Here is a 15285-nt window from a genome sequence, read left to right as displayed (position 1 = left end):
TCTCCCTCGCGGCCGGCCGGCCACGCGTGGCCGGCTAGGCCGTCCGCTCGGCGGTCGCCGGGGCGTCGTCGCGCGTGGCCACCAGTGACGTCTGGCGGTTGGGTTCCTTCTTCCACGCGAACGACCCGGGCTTGTGTGCCTCGTCCGCCAGTTGTCTGACCGTGTGCTTGCAGACGAACTCCTTCAGCCTGGCTCCGGGGCGACCGCCGACATGGAACCCCAGCGCGGTGTCGTCCTTGTGCGCGAACTGGAAGATGCCTGCCCGGCGGCCCAGGCTGATGCACTGGCCGGTGAACCCGAAGCTGACCGGCGCCGGCTCCCGCGCCGCGATCCGGCTGAGCACCGTGTCGGCGGCATGCGCGCCCAGCGGGCCCGCGGCCTGGCAGCTCATCCGGAGCGGCAGGCCCGAGGGCGCCGCCGCATCCCCGGCCGCCAGGATGCGCGCGTCGTCCACGCTCGTCAGCGTCTCGTCCGTGAGCAGGCGGCCCAGGGCATCGGTGCTCAGACCGCTGCGCCCGGCCAGGTCCGGCACGCCGAACCCGGCGGTCCAGACGGTCACCTCGCTCCGCAGCGTCCGGCCGTCGCCCAGCCGCACGGAATCACGCGTCACCGCCGTCACTTCCGTGCCGGGCCCGTCGACCACGGTCACCCCGAGCCCGGCCAGCCGCTTGGCGACCGAACGCCGGCCGCGAGGGTGCAGGTACGGGCCGAGCACCCCGCCGCACACGAGGGTCACCGGGCGCCCCGTCTCCGCCAGCTCGGCGGCTGTCTCGATGCCGGACGGACCGGCGCCGACCACCGTCACCTCCGCCGTCGCGGGCGCGGTGGCGAGGAGCGGACGCAGCCGCTCCGCCTCCTCCAGGGAAGCGATCGGGTGGGCGAACTCGGCCGCCCCTGGCACCCGCGGATCGGCGCTGCCGCTGCCCACCGCGTAGACCAGGTAGTCGTAGCCGAGAGCGTCACCGGCCGACAACTCCACCGTGCGCCGGGCCGCGTCGATCCGGGTCACCGTGTCGGTCACCAGGCGGACGCGGTCGGCCAGCACCTCCCGGTACTCCACGACCGCGTCGTCCGAGCCGGCCACGAGTTGGTGCAGGCGGATCCGCTCCACGAAGGCGGAGCGCGGGTTGATCAGGGTCACTGACACGTCGTCGCGCTGCGTCAGCCGGTTGGCCGCCATCACGCCGGCGTATCCGCCGCCGACTACGATCACGTCGGTGCTCTCAGCCATGGTCTCTCCTTCGCATCACGTGCTCGACCTCAAGACACCGCCCGACCGAGCGCTGTGACATCACGTGAGGCAGATCACGTCACCCCTGAGAGCTCGTCGTGACCCTCCTCAGGCGCAGACCGTCCCGTCCCGCGGCACTCTGCCGTCCAGCAGGTAGGCGTCGACCGCCGAGTCGACGCAGTCGTTCCCGCTGCCGTAGGCGCCGTGGCCCTTGCCCTGCCAGGTGAGGACCACGCCGACGTCCTCGCCGAGCTCGTCCGCCATCCTCCGCGCGCCCTCGTACGGGGTCGCCGGGTCGCCCGTGTTGCCGACGACCAGGACCGGTGCCGCGCCGGGCGCGCTCACTTCCGGGGTGTCGTGCTGCCCGGGCACCGGCCAGTCGTGGCACCAGCCGGCCGTGTCCCAGCCCAGGAACTCCCCGAACACCGGCGAGATGCTCTCGAAGCGCGGCAGCAGCTTTCTCGTCTCCTCGGCGGACGGCCGCTGCCGGTCGTCCAGGCACGAGATGACCCGCTGGGAGTGCGTCGTCGTGCCGTAACGCCCGGACGGATCACGGTCGTTGTACTGGTCGGCGAGCGCCAGCAGCCCGGAGCCGTCGCCCTCGTCCGCGGCCTCCAGGGCATCGGTCAGCCGCGGCCAGAAGCTCTCGCTGTACATCGCCAGGGCTATGCCCGTGACGGCGAGGGTCTGCGTCAGTCTCCGGTCGGAGGAGGACGTCTCCATGGGCTGTGCGTCGAGCCGGTCCAGCAGCGCCGCGATCTCGCGCGTGCCCTGCTCGGGGTCCCGGCCGGTGGACTTCAGGTAGTCGTGCAGGGCGCGCTGGAAGCCACGGGTCTGGTTCTCGGCGTGGCCCAGTGTGTCGGCGGTCGGGTCGACGACCGCGTCCAGGACCAGGCGGCCGACGCGCTCCGGGAACAGGTGGGCGTAGACCCCGCCGAGTTCCGTGCCGTAGGAGACGCCGAAGTAGTGCAACTTCTCGTCGCCCAGGACCTGGCGCATCAGGTCCAGGTCACGGGCGGTGTCGGTGGTCGAGACGTGCGCCATGAGTGCGCCGGCGGACTTCTGGCAGCCCCGGCCGAAGGCTGCGGCGTCACCGAAGTACGCCCGCTCCTCGGCCGGGGTGTCCGGCGTGGCGTCCAGGGACTCGGCGGCCCGTATCTCCTTGTCGCTGCGGCAGCGGACCCCTTCGCTGGCGGCCACCCCTCGCGGGTCCCAGCTGACCAGGTCGTACTTGTCGTGGAGCGCGGCGACCGTGTCGCCGTACGACGGCAGCGTGGACACCCCCGAGCCGCCCGGGCCGCCGAAGTTGAACAGCAGCGAACCGAGGCGCTTGTCCCCGCGCGCCTTGGAACGGATGAGGGCCAGGTCGATCGTCTCGCCGTCCGGTTCCGACCAGTCCAGCGGTGCCTTGAGCGTCGCGCACTGCCAGTCGCCGCCCGGGGCCGGGGAGCCCGCGGTCGACTTGCAGCGCCCCCAGTCGAGCCTCTGCTCCGTCAGCGGCCCGCTCTCCCCGTCGGACGGGCCGCCGCACCCCGCCGTCAGCAGCGCCGTGGCGGCGGCCAACGCCGCCAACCGTACGAAACGCCCCATGTCGCACCCCCCTCGCAGGCCGTCCGCGCCGTGCGGCGGATGGCTTTCCCGTCATCGTAGACGGACCGGCAGAAGACCGTCCGAGCCTGTGGATAACGCTCTGACCTGCTGGTTTATCCATGAATTGGAGGTCGAAGGGAGGCGGTCAGGAGCAGACGGTGCCCGACTTCGGCACCTTCCCGTCCAGCAGGTAGCCGTTCACGGCGTCCTGCACACACTTGTTCTTGCTGTCGTACGCGCCGTGCCCCTCACCCCTGTACGTCAGCTCGACCCCGACGCCCTTGCCGAGCGCCTCCACCATCCTCCGTGCCCCTTCGTACGGCGTGGCCGGGTCGCCGGTGTTGCCGATCACGAGGATCGGCGCCGATCCCGGCGCGCTCACGTCGGGGTGGTCGGCGGCCCCCGGCACGGGCCAGCCGGTGCAACTGAGCATGCCCCAGGCGAGGTAGTCGCCGAACAGCCCGGACGCCGAGCGGAATTCGGGCAGCTTCCGCGCCACGTCCTCGGGGCTGTAGCGGGGCTTGTCGTCGGCGCAGTTGATGGAGATGTTGGCCGCGGTGATGTTGCTGTACTCGCCGTTCTCGTTGCGCCCGTTCATCGAGTCGGACAGCAGCATCAGGACCTGGCCGTCACCTTCGTACGCCTGCTGGAGTCCCTCCGTCAGGTACTCCCAGAAGTCCTTCGAGTACATGGCCTGCGCGATGCCGTTGGTCGCGGCTGTCTGGGTCAGTTCACGGGGGAAGATGCCCGGCAGCGGCTTGCCGTCGAGGTCCTTCAGCAGCTTGGCGATGCGGTTCTTGACGTCCTCGGCGGTGTCGCCGACGGGGCACTCCTCGACCTTCGACACGCAGTCCTCGGCGTAGTTGTCGAGGGCGCGCTGGAAGCCCCTGGCCTGCCCGAGCGAGCCCTGCTCGGGTGTCTGCGTCGGGTCGACGACGGCGTCGAAGACGGCCCGGCCCACCTTCTTCGGGAACAGATGCGCGTAGACCCCGCCGAGTTCGGTGCCGTAGGAGATGCCGAAGTAGTGGAGTCTGTCGTCGCCGAGGACTTGGCGCATCAGGTCGAGGTCGCGGGCCGCGTCGGTGGTCCGCACGTGCGGCAGCACCTTCTTGGAGTTCTTCTCGCAGGCCTCGTTGAACTCCTTGGTGCTCGCCAGCATTTCGGCGCGCTCGGCGCCGTTGTCGGGTGTGGCGTCCTGCTGGAAGTACGCGTCGAGCTGCTGGTCGTTCTGGCACCGCACGGGGGCGCTGCGGCCGACGCCGCGCGGGTCGAAGCTGACCAGGTCGTAGCGGGTGCGCAGCTTCTCGTAGTCCACGCCGAAGGCGGGCAGGCCGGCGATGCCCGAGCCGCCGGGGCCGCCGAAGTTGAACACCAGGGAGCCGATCCGCTCGCCGGCGTCGCCGCTCGCCTTCGCCCTGATCAGCGCGAGGTCGATCGTTTCGCCTTCGGGCCGGTCCCAGTCGAGGGGCGCCTTCATGGTGGCGCACTGCCACTCGTCGCCGCCCGGCAGCGGCGAGGGGTCGTCGCCTCCGCCCTGCTCCTGCGACGGTGCCGGGCAGTCCTCCCAACTGAGCTTCTGGCTCGGCAGGTCCTCGTCCTCGGCGTCGTCGCCGCCGCACCCCGCCACCAGGGCGGAGAGCAATACGGCGGTGGTGGTCAGGGCAGCGGTGCGCATCCGGGACGGCTTCGGCATGGTTCCATCCTGCGCTCGCGCCGGTCACGGCGCTCGGGACGCGGGCCGGACGAGGTAAAGCCCCGCTCACGGGCGAGGCGGCCGGCCCGCGCGCGTTACAGCGCTCCCTTGCGCGTGAGGTGCTACAGCGCTCCCTTGCGCGTGAGGTGGTTGAACGCCAGCCAGCCCGGCAGCACCGGCAGCCACAGCGTCAGCAGCCGGAACAGCAGCACGGCCGGCGCCGCGACCTCCTTGGGCAGACCCACCGCGATCAGACCGACCGTCAGGGTCGCCTCCACGGCGCCGACACCGCCCGGCGTCGGCGCCGCCGAACCGAGCGCGTTGCCCGCGAGGAAGACGACGGCGACGCTGGCGATGCTGATGGAGGTCGTCTCGTCGCCGAACGCGCGGATCGAGGCGTCCAGGCACATCACGAAGCAGGCGGTCAGCAGCAGCATGCCGCCGATGCCGGTGACCAGCTTCTGCGGCCGTTGCAGCACGTCGAGCATGCGCGGTACGACACCGGCGAAAAGTGACCGCACGCGCGTGATGACGAATTTCCGCAGGAACGGCACCGACGTCACCACCAGCACCAGCACGGCCACCGTCAACAGGCCGCCGATCACCGTGCGGGAGGGCGACAGCGACGGCGTCTTCTCGGTGCCGGTCAGATAGCCGAAGGCCAGCAGCATCAGGATGTGGCAGCCCAGCCCGAACAGCTGGGAGGCGCCGACGCTCGCCACCGCGAGCCCCGGCCGCACGCCCGAGCGCTGCAGGAACCGCGTGTTGAGAGCCACTCCGCCGACCGCCGCAGGGGCGACGATCTTCACGAACGATCCGGCGACCTGGGCCGCGATCGTCCGCAGGAACGGCACCCGCTCGGGCACGAACCCCAGCAGCGCCATCGCCGCCGCGACATAGCTGGCGGCCGAGAACAGCACCGCCGCGGCGACCCAGCCCCACTCGGCGTTGGCGATGAGTGGCCCGAACTCGATGTGCGTCAGCTGCGTCAGCAGGAAGTACGCGCCGATGGCGCCGGCGATGAAACTGATCAGGGTGCGCGGTCGCACCCGCTCCAGGCGGGCCGGCTCCACCGGTGCCTGCGGCCTGATCCGCAGCACCTCGTAGCGGATCTGGGTGAGCAGATCCTCCTCGCGCGCCTCGTCCAGGGCCTCGTCGATGGCCCGCTTCTCGGCCCGTGCCTCGGCCCGCTCGGTCTTCTTGTCCGGCTTCTCCAGCACCGGCCGCGCGCTGTCGTCGGCCGCGGCCAGGCGGGCCTCCTTGGCCTGCCGGGACGCCTCCAGCACCGCCTCGCGCTCGCGCTGCGTGCGCTCCCGGGCCAGCCTGCGCAACGTCGCGCGCGTGGAGCGGCTCAGCGCGATCGGCTGGAGCATCGGCAGGCAGTTGGCGACGGCGTCGGGGCCGAGGACGCCCACCGCCGAGGCGACGGCACGCTCGGCGCCCACCCGCAGCCCGAGGGTCACCAGCAACTGGGAGATGTCCATGCGCAGCAGCAGGTCGCCGGCCGCGATCTCGCCGATCCGCAGGTCACTGAGGATCACCGTGCCGGAACGATCCACCAGGATGGCGTCGCCGACCAGCCTGCGGTGCGCGATCCGCCGGGACTGCAGCGCCCGCACCTGCTCCCAGGTGTCGCGCAGCAGGTCGTCGGTGATCTCCTCGTCCGGCAGCGAGTCCAGCGAGCGCCCGCCGGAGTGCTCGTAGACCAGCATCACCGCGTCGGGGCCGAGCTCGGAGGTGGCGATCAGCTTGGGCGCGTTGGCGCCGGCCGCGATGGCCGCGTACGCGAGCAGTGCCTCCTGCTCCAGGGCCTGGCGCAAGGACTGGAGGCTGCTGCGGGTGGCGAAGCCGCGCAGGGTGAGATTGCGCCACGCGCGGTAGAAGAAGCCCTGGGCCTGCTGCTCCCGGTCGACGACCGTGACGTCCAGCGGCGGGCCGTCCTCCAGGGTGACGAAGTAGCGCCGTCCCCGGTCGCCGCTCTCCGCCGCGTCCGGGGCCTCCTCGCGGGAGGCGCTCACCGGGCGGAAGCCGACGGTCCGCAGACCCGCCATCAGGGTCCGGCCGGTGGGACGCACATTGGGCGAGCCGACCGCGTACAGCGTGCCGTAGGCCACGCTCCAGCCGATGAGGACCGTCAGGATGATCGAGAACGGCGTCGTGTAGCCGGTGACGAGCATCGAGAACGCGTCCAGCAGCAGCACGATCCACAGCACCGCGCGCCAGCGCGGCCGGCGGGACATGCCGACGGCCGTCATGTACGCGATCACGGGTGCCAGGTAGCCGTGCACCGGGTCGGTGAGGGCGGTGATGTCGCCGGGGGAGGGCTGGGTCAGCGCTTCCTGGATGGAGCCGGGGGCGGCCTTGGCGACCCACAGATCTGTGGCGAGAGTCACGCCGTGTGCGAGGACGGCGGCGAGCACGCCGTCGGCGATCCGCAGCCCGTCCCGTTTGATCAGCCGCTCGATGGCGAACGCGACCGGTACCAGGAGGATCGCGATGCTGGACGCCAGTCCCGCGATCTTGATGAGCAGGTCGGGCGCCTGTCCGGTGCCCTTGTTGATGTCCTGTTCGAGGCCGGAGGTGGTGCCGTGCGCGAACGCGGCGACCGCCAGCAGCACGACCACGGCGAGGACGCCGACCAGCAGCCGCATGAGGTCCGAGGGGCGGTGCACGCGCGCGGGGAGCAGCGGTTCGTCGCCCTCGACCTCGTCGGCGTGGGCCTCGTCCGCGTGCCGTTCGTCCGCCCCGGCGTCGGTGTCGTCGGCTCTGTCGGCGGCGCGGTCGGGACGCGACGAAGCGTCGGAGGAGCCCTCGGGGTCCTCGGGGTGCGCACCCTGCTGCTTCATCGTCTCTTCTTGATCTCGTATCACCGGTCACCGCCCGCACGATGGTGGCATGCCGCACCGACACACGGGGGCATCAGGGTGCACATGCGGGGGCGGACAGTCTGCCCGAAGCGCCGTCCCCGGGCGAGAGATCGGCCGGGGCGCGAGCGCGTCGGATTGTCGGTGGGGTGGGGCAGGATGGGGCGGATGAGCGAGGAGAGTCTTCCGGACGGCGGGAGTCCGGCACCCGCGGACGCGCTGCCCGAGTATGCCGAGCGGGTGCTCGACGTCACGGACCTGATTCCGCCTGGACGCGTCATGACCTACGGGGACGTCGCCGAGTGGCTCGGCGAGGGTGGGCCCCGCCAGGTGGGCCGGGTGATGTCCCTCTACGGGAGCGCGGTGCCCTGGTGGCGCGTCGTCCGCGCGGACGGGCGGCTGCTGCCGGGCAGCGAACTGGAGGCGCTCGGCCACTACCGGGCGGAGGGCACGCCGCTGAAGGGGGCGAGCCGGGCCGCCGAGGGCCATCTGCCGCGCCTCGACCTGAAGCGGGCGCGGTGGGACGGCGGCGAGCACGCGGAGGGTCACGTTTGACAGCTTCCGCCATCCCGCGGGTCCAGGTGCGACCTGTGACCCGTTCGGGGGAAACGGGGGACGTCCGTGGCATGGCGTACGTTCGTGGGGCGAGGGGCGGGAGTGCCGCGAGCGCCGCGAGGGAAGAAGCGGAAGCCCTGCTTCCGTACCGGCCCGCGGCGTAGCGTCGGCTGCGCGCGCGCCTCCGACCCCGCCACCACCGCCGTGCACGCGGTGGTGTGCCAACCAGTACACCCACCAGGACCGGCGAACCACGTGAGCTCCTCTTCCTCCACCAGGCGCCTGTCGCACTCCCAGGTGCGACAGGGGGGCCGTGGCGCTTACCGACTGGTGCGTACCCCGCCGACCCGGCCCGATCCCCCTCGTCTTGACGCCGCACAGCGCTCCGTGGTTGACCACGTGACCGGACCGTTGCTCGTCCTCGCCGGCCCGGGCACCGGAAAGACCACCACGCTCGTCGAGTCCGTCGCCGCGCGCATCGCCCGCGGCGCCGACCCCGAGCGGATCCTGGTCCTGACCTTCAGCCGCAAGGCCGCCGTCGAACTGCGCGACCGCATGGCGCTGCGCATCGGCGCGGCGCGCGCCCCACAGGCGACCACCTTCCACTCGTTCAGCTACGCACTGGTCCGCGCGCACCAGGACGGCGACCTCTTCGTCGAGCCGCTGCGCCTGCTGTCCGGCCCCGAGCAGGACGTCACCGTGCGCGAACTGCTCGCCGGGCAGACGGACCTCGAACGGCTCGGCCTCGCGCACGTGCGCTGGCCCGACGAGCTCCGCGCCTGCCTGACCACCCGCGGCTTCGCCGACGAGGTACGCGCCGTCCTCGCCCGCAGCCGCGAACTGGGCCTGGACCCCGGCTCCCTCGATGCCTTCGCCCGCCGCATCGGCCGCCCCGACTGGCGTGCCGCCGCCGCCTTCCTCGCCGAGTACCTCGACGTGCTCGACCTCCAGGGCGTCCTCGACTACGCCGAACTCGTCCACCGCGCGGTGCTCCTCGCCCGCCGCCCCGAGGCCGCACGGCGGCTCGCCGCGCAGTACGACGCCGTGTACGTCGACGAGTACCAGGACACCGACCCGGCCCAGGTACGGCTGCTGCGGGCCCTCGCCGGCGGCGGCCGCACGCTGGTCGCCTTCGGAGACCCGGACCAGTCGATCTACGCGTTCCGGGGCGCCGACATGAACGGCATCCTGGACTTCCCGCACGCCTTCCCGCGCGCGGACGGCAGGCCCGCGCCCGTCGAGGTGCTGCGGACCTCCCGGCGCTCCGGCGCCGCGCTGCTCGCCGCCACACGCCTGCTGACCCAGCGCATGCCGCTGCCCCGGCTGCCCGCCGACAAGGTCCGGGCCCACCGCGAGCTGACGCCGGTGCGTGACGGCGGACGCGTCGAGGCGTACACGTACCCGACGGCCGGCACCGAGCTGGACAACATCGCCGACATCCTGCGCCGGGCGCACCTGGAGGACGGCGTGCCCTGGGGCGACATGGCCGTCCTGGTGCGCGCGGGCTCCCGCACCATCCCGGTGGTGCGCCGCGCGCTCACCTCGGCCGGCGTCCCGCTCGACATCGACGGCGACGACCTGCCGCTGCGGCACGAACCGGCGGTGGCGCCCCTGCTGACGGCGCTGCGCGCGGTGGCCACGGCGGAGGCGGCGCGGGGGGACGGGGAAGAGACCGGGAATGGGACCGGTGTCGGGACTGGGGTCGGTGCCGGGACTGGGACGGGCTTCGGGACCGGGACCGGCGCCGAGATGCAGACCGGCGCCGAGACTCAGTCGGGCGCCGAGACTGAGATTGGGGAGGACGCCGACGTCTGCTGGCTCGACACCGAGACCGCGCTCACCCTGCTCACGTCCCCCCTCGCCGGAATGGACGCCGCCGACCTGCGCCGCCTCGGCCGTGCCCTGCGCGACGAGGAGCGCGCCGCGGGCAACCCGCTGCCGCCGCCCTCGGACGAACTGCTCGCGCGCGCACTCGCCGAACCGGAACGCCTGGCCGTGCACGACCCCGCGTACGCGCGCGGTGCCCAACGGCTCGGCGCGCTGCTCCGCACGGCCCGCGAACGCCTGGCGAACGGCGGCACCGCCGAGGAGGCGCTGTGGGACCTGTGGGAGGGCACGCCCTGGCCCGCCCGCCTGGAGCGCGCCGCCCGCCGCGGCGGCGCCGCCGGACGCAACGCCGACCGCGACCTGGACGCCGTCTGCGCCCTGTTCGCCACCGCGGCACGCGCGGAGGAGCGCACCGGCGGACGCGGAGCCCTCAACTTCCTGGAGGAGATCGACGCCGAGGACATCGCCGCCGACACCCTCACGCGGCGCGCCGTCCGCCCCGACGCCGTACGCCTGATGACCGCCCACCGCTCCAAGGGCCTGGAATGGCGCCTGGTCGTCGTCGCCGGTGTCCAGGAGGGCCTGTGGCCCGACCTGCGCCGCCGCGGCTCCCTGCTGGAGGCCGACCGCATCGGCCGCGACGGACTCGCCGAGCCCCTCACGCCGGGCGCGCTTCTCGCCGAGGAACGCCGCCTGTTCTATGTGGCCGCCACGCGCGCGCGTGAACGCCTCGTCGTCACCGCCGTACAGGCACCCGCCGACGACGGCGACCAGCCGTCCCGCTTCCTGACCGAACTCGGCGTGGAACCCAAGGACGTCACCGGGCGCCCGCGCCGCCCGCTGTCCGTCGCCGCGCTCGTCGCCGAGCTGCGCGCGACGACCGTCGACCCGCGTGTGTCCGACGCCCTGAGGGAGGCCGCCGCCCGCCGGCTCGCCCGCCTCGCCGCCCTCGCCGACGAGGACGGCCGCCCACTGGTGCCCGCCGCACACCCCTACCGCTGGTGGGGCATGTTCGAGCCCACCGCGTCCAAGGTGCCGCTGCGCGACCGCGACCAGCCCGTCGTGCTGTCCGGCAGCGCCCTGGACCAGCTCGCCAACACGTGCTCCCTCCAGTGGTTCCTGGGACGCGAGGTGAAGGCGGACGCGCCCGCGACGGCGGCGCAGGGCTTCGGCAACGTCGTCCACGTCCTCGCCGACGAGGTCGCCTCCGGGCACACCCCGGCGGATCTCGACGTCCTCATGGAGCGCCTGGACTCCGTGTGGAACGCCCTCGCCTTCGACGCGCCGTGGAAGTCGGCGCAGGAGAAGGACAACGCGCGCGTGGCGCTCGAACGCTTCCTGAAGTGGCACGTCATGGACCGCGCGGGCCGCACGCCGGTGGCCAGCGAGCACGACTTCGACGTCACCCTGGGCGCGGGCGACTACGAGGTCCGCATCCGGGGCCAGATGGACCGCGTCGAGGCCGACGGCGACGGCCGCGCCTACGTCGTCGACTTCAAGACCGGGAAGCAGTCGCCCACCGCCGCCGAGACGGCCCGCCACCCGCAGCTCGCGGTGTACCAGCTCGCGGTCCGCGAGGGAGCCGTGGACGAGGTCTTCGACGGCGCGCGCCCCGAACCGGGCGGGGCCGAACTCGTCCAGCTGCGGCAGGGCGCCGCCAAGCGCGACGGCGGCGAAACGCTCCCCAAGGTGCAGGCCCAGCAGCCCCTGGAAGGGGAGTGGGTCGGCGAACTGCTCGCCACGGCCGCCGGCAAGGTACTGGACGAGCGGTTCACGCCGACGGCGGGCCAGCACTGCACCCACTGCGCGTTCCGCGCCTCGTGCAGCGCGCGGCCCGAGGGGCGGCACGTCGTGGAGTGAGCGCGCGGTCCACAGGTGTGACCGGTCGCACCACCCGCGCCGACCTGCGCTTCTCCCGGCCCGGCGGCCGATCCGTCCTCAGCTGTCAGTGCCCGCCGCTAGCCTTCCTCGGGTGCCCGCTCGTATCACCGACCCCGACCAGCTCAAGGAGCTCCTCGGCATCCCGTTCACCCCGGAGCAGACGGCCTGCATCACCGCGCCGCCCGCCCCGCAGGTGATCGTGGCCGGCGCCGGTTCGGGCAAGACCACGGTGATGGCGGCCCGCGTCGTCTGGCTGGTCGGCACCGGCCAGGTCGCCCCCGAGCAGGTGCTCGGCCTCACGTTCACCAACAAGGCCGCCGGTGAACTGGCCGAACGCGTCCGCAAGGCGCTGATCAAGGCCGGCGTCACCGACCCCGACGTCATCGACCCGGACAACCCGCCGGGCGAGCCGGTGATCTCCACGTACCACGCCTTCGCCGGCCGCCTGCTGACCGACCACGGCCTGCGCATCGGCCTGGAGCCGACGTCCCGGCTGCTGGCCGACGCCACGCGCTACCAGCTCGCCGCGCGCGTGCTCCGCGAAGCCCCCGGCCCCTACCCGGCCCTGACCCGCTCCTTCCCGGACCTCGTCAGCGACCTCCTCACCCTCGACTCCGAACTCGCCGAACACCTCGTCCGGCCCCAGGACCTGCGCGCCTGGGACGCCGGGCTGCTGCGGACCCTGGAAGGCGCCAAGCTCAGCAACGCCGACCTGCGCAAGGTCCCCGAGGCCGCCGCCGCCCGCCGCGAACTCGCCGACCTGGTGATGCGCTACCGGGCCGCCAAACGGGAACGCGACCTGCTCGACTTCGGCGACCAGATCGCCCTGTCGGCGACCCTCGCGCAGACCCGCCCCGAGGTCGGCGAGATCCTCCGCGACGAGTTCCGCGTCGTCCTCCTCGACGAGTACCAGGACACCTCGGTGGCCCAGCGCCTGCTGCTGGCCGGCCTCTTCGGGGACGGCACCGGCCACCCGGTGACCGCCGTCGGCGACCCCTGCCAGGCGATCTACGGCTGGCGCGGCGCCTCCGTCGCCAACCTGGACGACTTCCCCGAGCACTTCGCCCACGCCGACGGCCGCCCCGCCACCCGCCAGGCCCTCAGCGAGAACCGCCGCAGCGGCGGCCGCCTCCTCGACCTCGCCAACGGCCTCGCGGAACCGCTGCGCGCCATGCACGCGGGCGTGGAGGCCCTCCGCCCGGCCCCCGGCGCCGAACGCGACGGCCTGGTCCGCTGCGCCCTGCTGCGCACCCACACCGAGGAGATCGACTGGCTCGCGGACTCCGTCGCCCACCTCGTGCGCACCGGCAAGGCACCGGGCGAGATCGCCGTCCTGTGCCGCACGGCGACCGACTTCGCCGAGATCCAGGCCGCGCTCGTCGCCCGGGACGTCCCCGTCGAGGTGGTCGGCCTGTCCGGGCTGCTGCACCTGCCCGAGATCGCCGACCTCGTCGCCGTCTGCGAAGTGCTCCAGGACCCCGGAGCCAACGCCGCGCTGGTACGGCTGCTGACCGGGCCGCGCTGGCGCATCGGCCCGCGGGACCTCGCCCTCCTCGGGCGCCGCGCCCGGCTCCTCGTGTCGCACGCGCGCGTGGACGACGACGACCCGGACCGCAGGCTCGCCGCCGCCGTCGAGGGCGTCGACCCGGCCGAGGTCGTCTCCCTCGCGGACGCCCTGGACACGTTCCTGGAGACGCCGTTCGACGGCCGAGGAGACGACGACGGGCTGCCGTTCTCGCCGGACGCGCGCGTGCGGTTCGCCCGCCTCGCCGCCGAACTGCGCGACCTGCGCCGCTGCCTGGCCGACCCGCTCATGGACGTCCTGCACCGCGTCCTCGCCGTCACCGGCCTGGAGGTCGAGCTGTCGGCGTCGCCGCACGCGCTGGCCGCCCGCCGCCGCGAGACGCTGTCCAACTTCCTCGACGTCGCCGCCTCCTTCGCCGCGGGCGACGGCGAGGCGACCCTGCTGGCCTTCCTCGGCTTCCTGCGCACCGCCGCCCAGTACGAGAAGGGCCTCGACAACGCCCTGCCCGGCGGCGAGAACACCGTGAAGGTGCTCACCGCCCACAAGTCCAAGGGCCTGGAGTGGGACGTCGTCGCCGTGCCCGGCCTCGTCACCGGCACCTTCCCCAGCAGCCAGGGCCGCGAGAAGTGGACCGCGCAGGGCAAGGTGCTGCCGCACGAACTGCGCGGCGACGCCGACACGCTGCCCGACGTCGCCTCGTGGGACGCGCGCGGTCTGAAGGCCTTCCAGGAGGCCATGAAGGAGCACCAGCACACCGAGGAACTCCGCCTCGGATACGTCACCTTCACGCGGCCCCGCTCCCTGCTCCTCGGCTCCGGCCACTGGTGGGGGCCCACCCAGAAGAAGCCGCGCGGACCGTCCGCGTTCCTCAACGCCCTGCACGACCACTGCGCCGCCGGGTACGGCGAGATCGAGGCCTGGGCCGAGGAGCCCGCGGAGGACGAGGAGAACCCCGCCCTGCATCGGGCCACCGCCGACCAGGCGTGGCCGCTGCCCCTGGACGCGACAGCGCTGGCCAGGCGCCGGGCCGCGGCCGAGACCGTCCTCGCCCACCTGGAATCCCTGGCGGCCTCCGACGACGACCGCCCGGCGGCCACGCACGACCCGGACACCTACGAGGACCCCGACTGGCCCCCGCCGCCGGACGACGACGAGATCCCGGCCGCCGAGAAGGACCCCTTCGCGGACGACCCGGCCGACTGGGACACCTGGACCACGGACCGCCCGACCGTCCCCCACCAGGCGACGGCACCGGAAGCCACCGAAGGACCCGGCACACCCGAGAACACCCCGCGCCGCACGCCCCAACCCGCCGACGAGCCTCCGCGGCCGCCCGACGACCACCCTCTGGAGGCCGACGAGCCCGCGCACACCCCGCACACCCCGCTCACCCCCGAGGAGGCCCGCGTCGTCGCCTCCTGGGACCGCGACCTCGACGCGCTCGCCGGCGAACTCCTGCGCGCCCGCGAGAGCGTCACCGACGTCCCCCTGCCCGCGTCGCTCACCGCGTCCCAGCTGCTGCGCCTGGCCGCCGACCCGGACGGCCTCGCGCAGGAGCTGGCCCGCCCCATGCCGCGCCCGCCGCAGCCCGCCGCCCGCCGCGGCACCCGCTTCCACGCCTGGGTCGAAGCCCGCTTCGAGGAGCTGACCCTGCCCATGCTGGAGCCGGAGGAACTGCCCGGCAGCGAGGCCGAGATCGCCGACGAACGCGACCTCGAAGTCCTCAAGGACGCCTTCGAGCGCACCGAGTACGCGCACCGCACGCCCTACCGCGTGGAGGCCCCCTTCCAGCTCGCCGTCGCCGGCCGGGTCGTCCGCGGCCGGATCGACGCCGTCTACAAAGAGGGCGAAGGGCCGGACGCCACGTACGAGATCGTCGACTGGAAGACCGGCCGGGGCCGCACCGCCGACCCGCTCCAGCTCGCGGTCTACCGCCTCGCCTGGGCCGAGCAGCAGGGCGTCCCGCTCGACTCGGTCACGGCCACCTTCCTGTACGTACGCACCGGAGAGGTCGTACGCCCGGACGATCTGCCCGACCGGGCCGCCCTCGAAAGGCTGCTGCTCGAGGAGCCGTCCGGTGAGGAACCGCACTCCGAGGATGTCTCCGCGGGCCGATAGG

7 protein-coding genes are annotated in these 15285 nt (G+C 73.4%); 3 read left to right on the top strand and 4 right to left on the bottom strand.

All coding sequences use genetic code 11. From position 1 onward, the window contains the following. Positions 1–34 precede the first annotated feature (34 nt). The 4 genes from ACZ7D7_RS01415 to ACZ7D7_RS01400 all read right to left on the bottom strand — a co-directional run bounded on the left by ACZ7D7_RS01415 (position 35) and on the right by ACZ7D7_RS01400 (position 7360). The gene (locus tag ACZ7D7_RS01415) at positions 35–1231 is read right to left on the bottom strand and encodes an NAD(P)/FAD-dependent oxidoreductase (RefSeq protein ID WP_470821432.1); all 1197 of its coding nucleotides are present in this window, start codon (positions 1229–1231) and stop codon (positions 35–37) included. Between the two features lie 108 nt (positions 1232–1339). Then, positions 1340–2821 carry an alpha/beta hydrolase gene (locus ACZ7D7_RS01410; RefSeq protein WP_470821431.1) on the bottom strand — a complete coding sequence of 494 codons (1482 nt, stop codon included), beginning with the start codon at positions 2819–2821 and terminating at the stop codon, positions 1340–1342. 145 nt (positions 2822–2966) lie between these two features. After that, complete coding sequence (locus ACZ7D7_RS01405) at positions 2967–4514, bottom strand: alpha/beta hydrolase (RefSeq protein WP_470821430.1); 1548 nt, start codon at positions 4512–4514, stop codon at positions 2967–2969. A 122-nt stretch (positions 4515–4636) separates the two neighbouring features. Beyond that, the gene (locus ACZ7D7_RS01400) at positions 4637–7360 is read right to left on the bottom strand and encodes a lysylphosphatidylglycerol synthase domain-containing protein (protein WP_470821429.1); all 2724 of its coding nucleotides are present in this window, start codon (positions 7358–7360) and stop codon (positions 4637–4639) included. 186 nt (positions 7361–7546) lie between these two features. On the opposite strand from ACZ7D7_RS01400, the gene ACZ7D7_RS01395 reads away from it, so the two are divergent. From ACZ7D7_RS01395 to ACZ7D7_RS01385, 3 genes are all read left to right on the top strand, one after another. Further along, positions 7547–7933 (top strand): MGMT family protein, encoded by a 387-nt coding sequence (locus tag ACZ7D7_RS01395; protein WP_470821428.1) that lies wholly within the window; start codon positions 7547–7549, stop codon positions 7931–7933. 255 nt (positions 7934–8188) lie between these two features. Continuing rightward, a complete protein-coding gene (locus ACZ7D7_RS01390) occupies positions 8189–11620 on the top strand; it encodes an ATP-dependent helicase (protein WP_470821427.1) in 3432 nt (1143 codons plus the stop codon). 112 nt (positions 11621–11732) lie between these two features. Continuing rightward, a complete protein-coding gene (locus tag ACZ7D7_RS01385; RefSeq protein WP_470821425.1) occupies positions 11733–15284 on the top strand; it encodes a UvrD-helicase domain-containing protein in 3552 nt (1183 codons plus the stop codon). The last annotated feature ends 1 nt before the right edge of the window (position 15285 follow it).

The sequence above is a fragment of the Streptomyces sp. NPDC037054 genome (genome assembly GCF_055606745.1).
The sequence above is the reverse complement of the archived record's forward strand: the minus strand, read 5'-3'. Positions and strand labels throughout refer to the sequence as shown.

Coding starts and splice junctions, on each gene's coding strand:
- ACZ7D7_RS01415 (WP_470821432.1), bottom strand. CDS start 1,231: ATGGCTGAGAGCACCGACGTGATCGTAGTCGGCGGCGGATACGCCGGC.
- ACZ7D7_RS01400 (WP_470821429.1), bottom strand. CDS start 7,360: ATGAAGCAGCAGGGTGCGCACCCCGAGGACCCCGAGGGCTCCTCCGAC.
- ACZ7D7_RS01410 (WP_470821431.1), bottom strand. CDS start 2,821: ATGGGGCGTTTCGTACGGTTGGCGGCGTTGGCCGCCGCCACGGCGCTG.
- ACZ7D7_RS01395 (WP_470821428.1), top strand. CDS start 7,547: ATGAGCGAGGAGAGTCTTCCGGACGGCGGGAGTCCGGCACCCGCGGAC.
- ACZ7D7_RS01405 (WP_470821430.1), bottom strand. CDS start 4,514: ATGCCGAAGCCGTCCCGGATGCGCACCGCTGCCCTGACCACCACCGCC.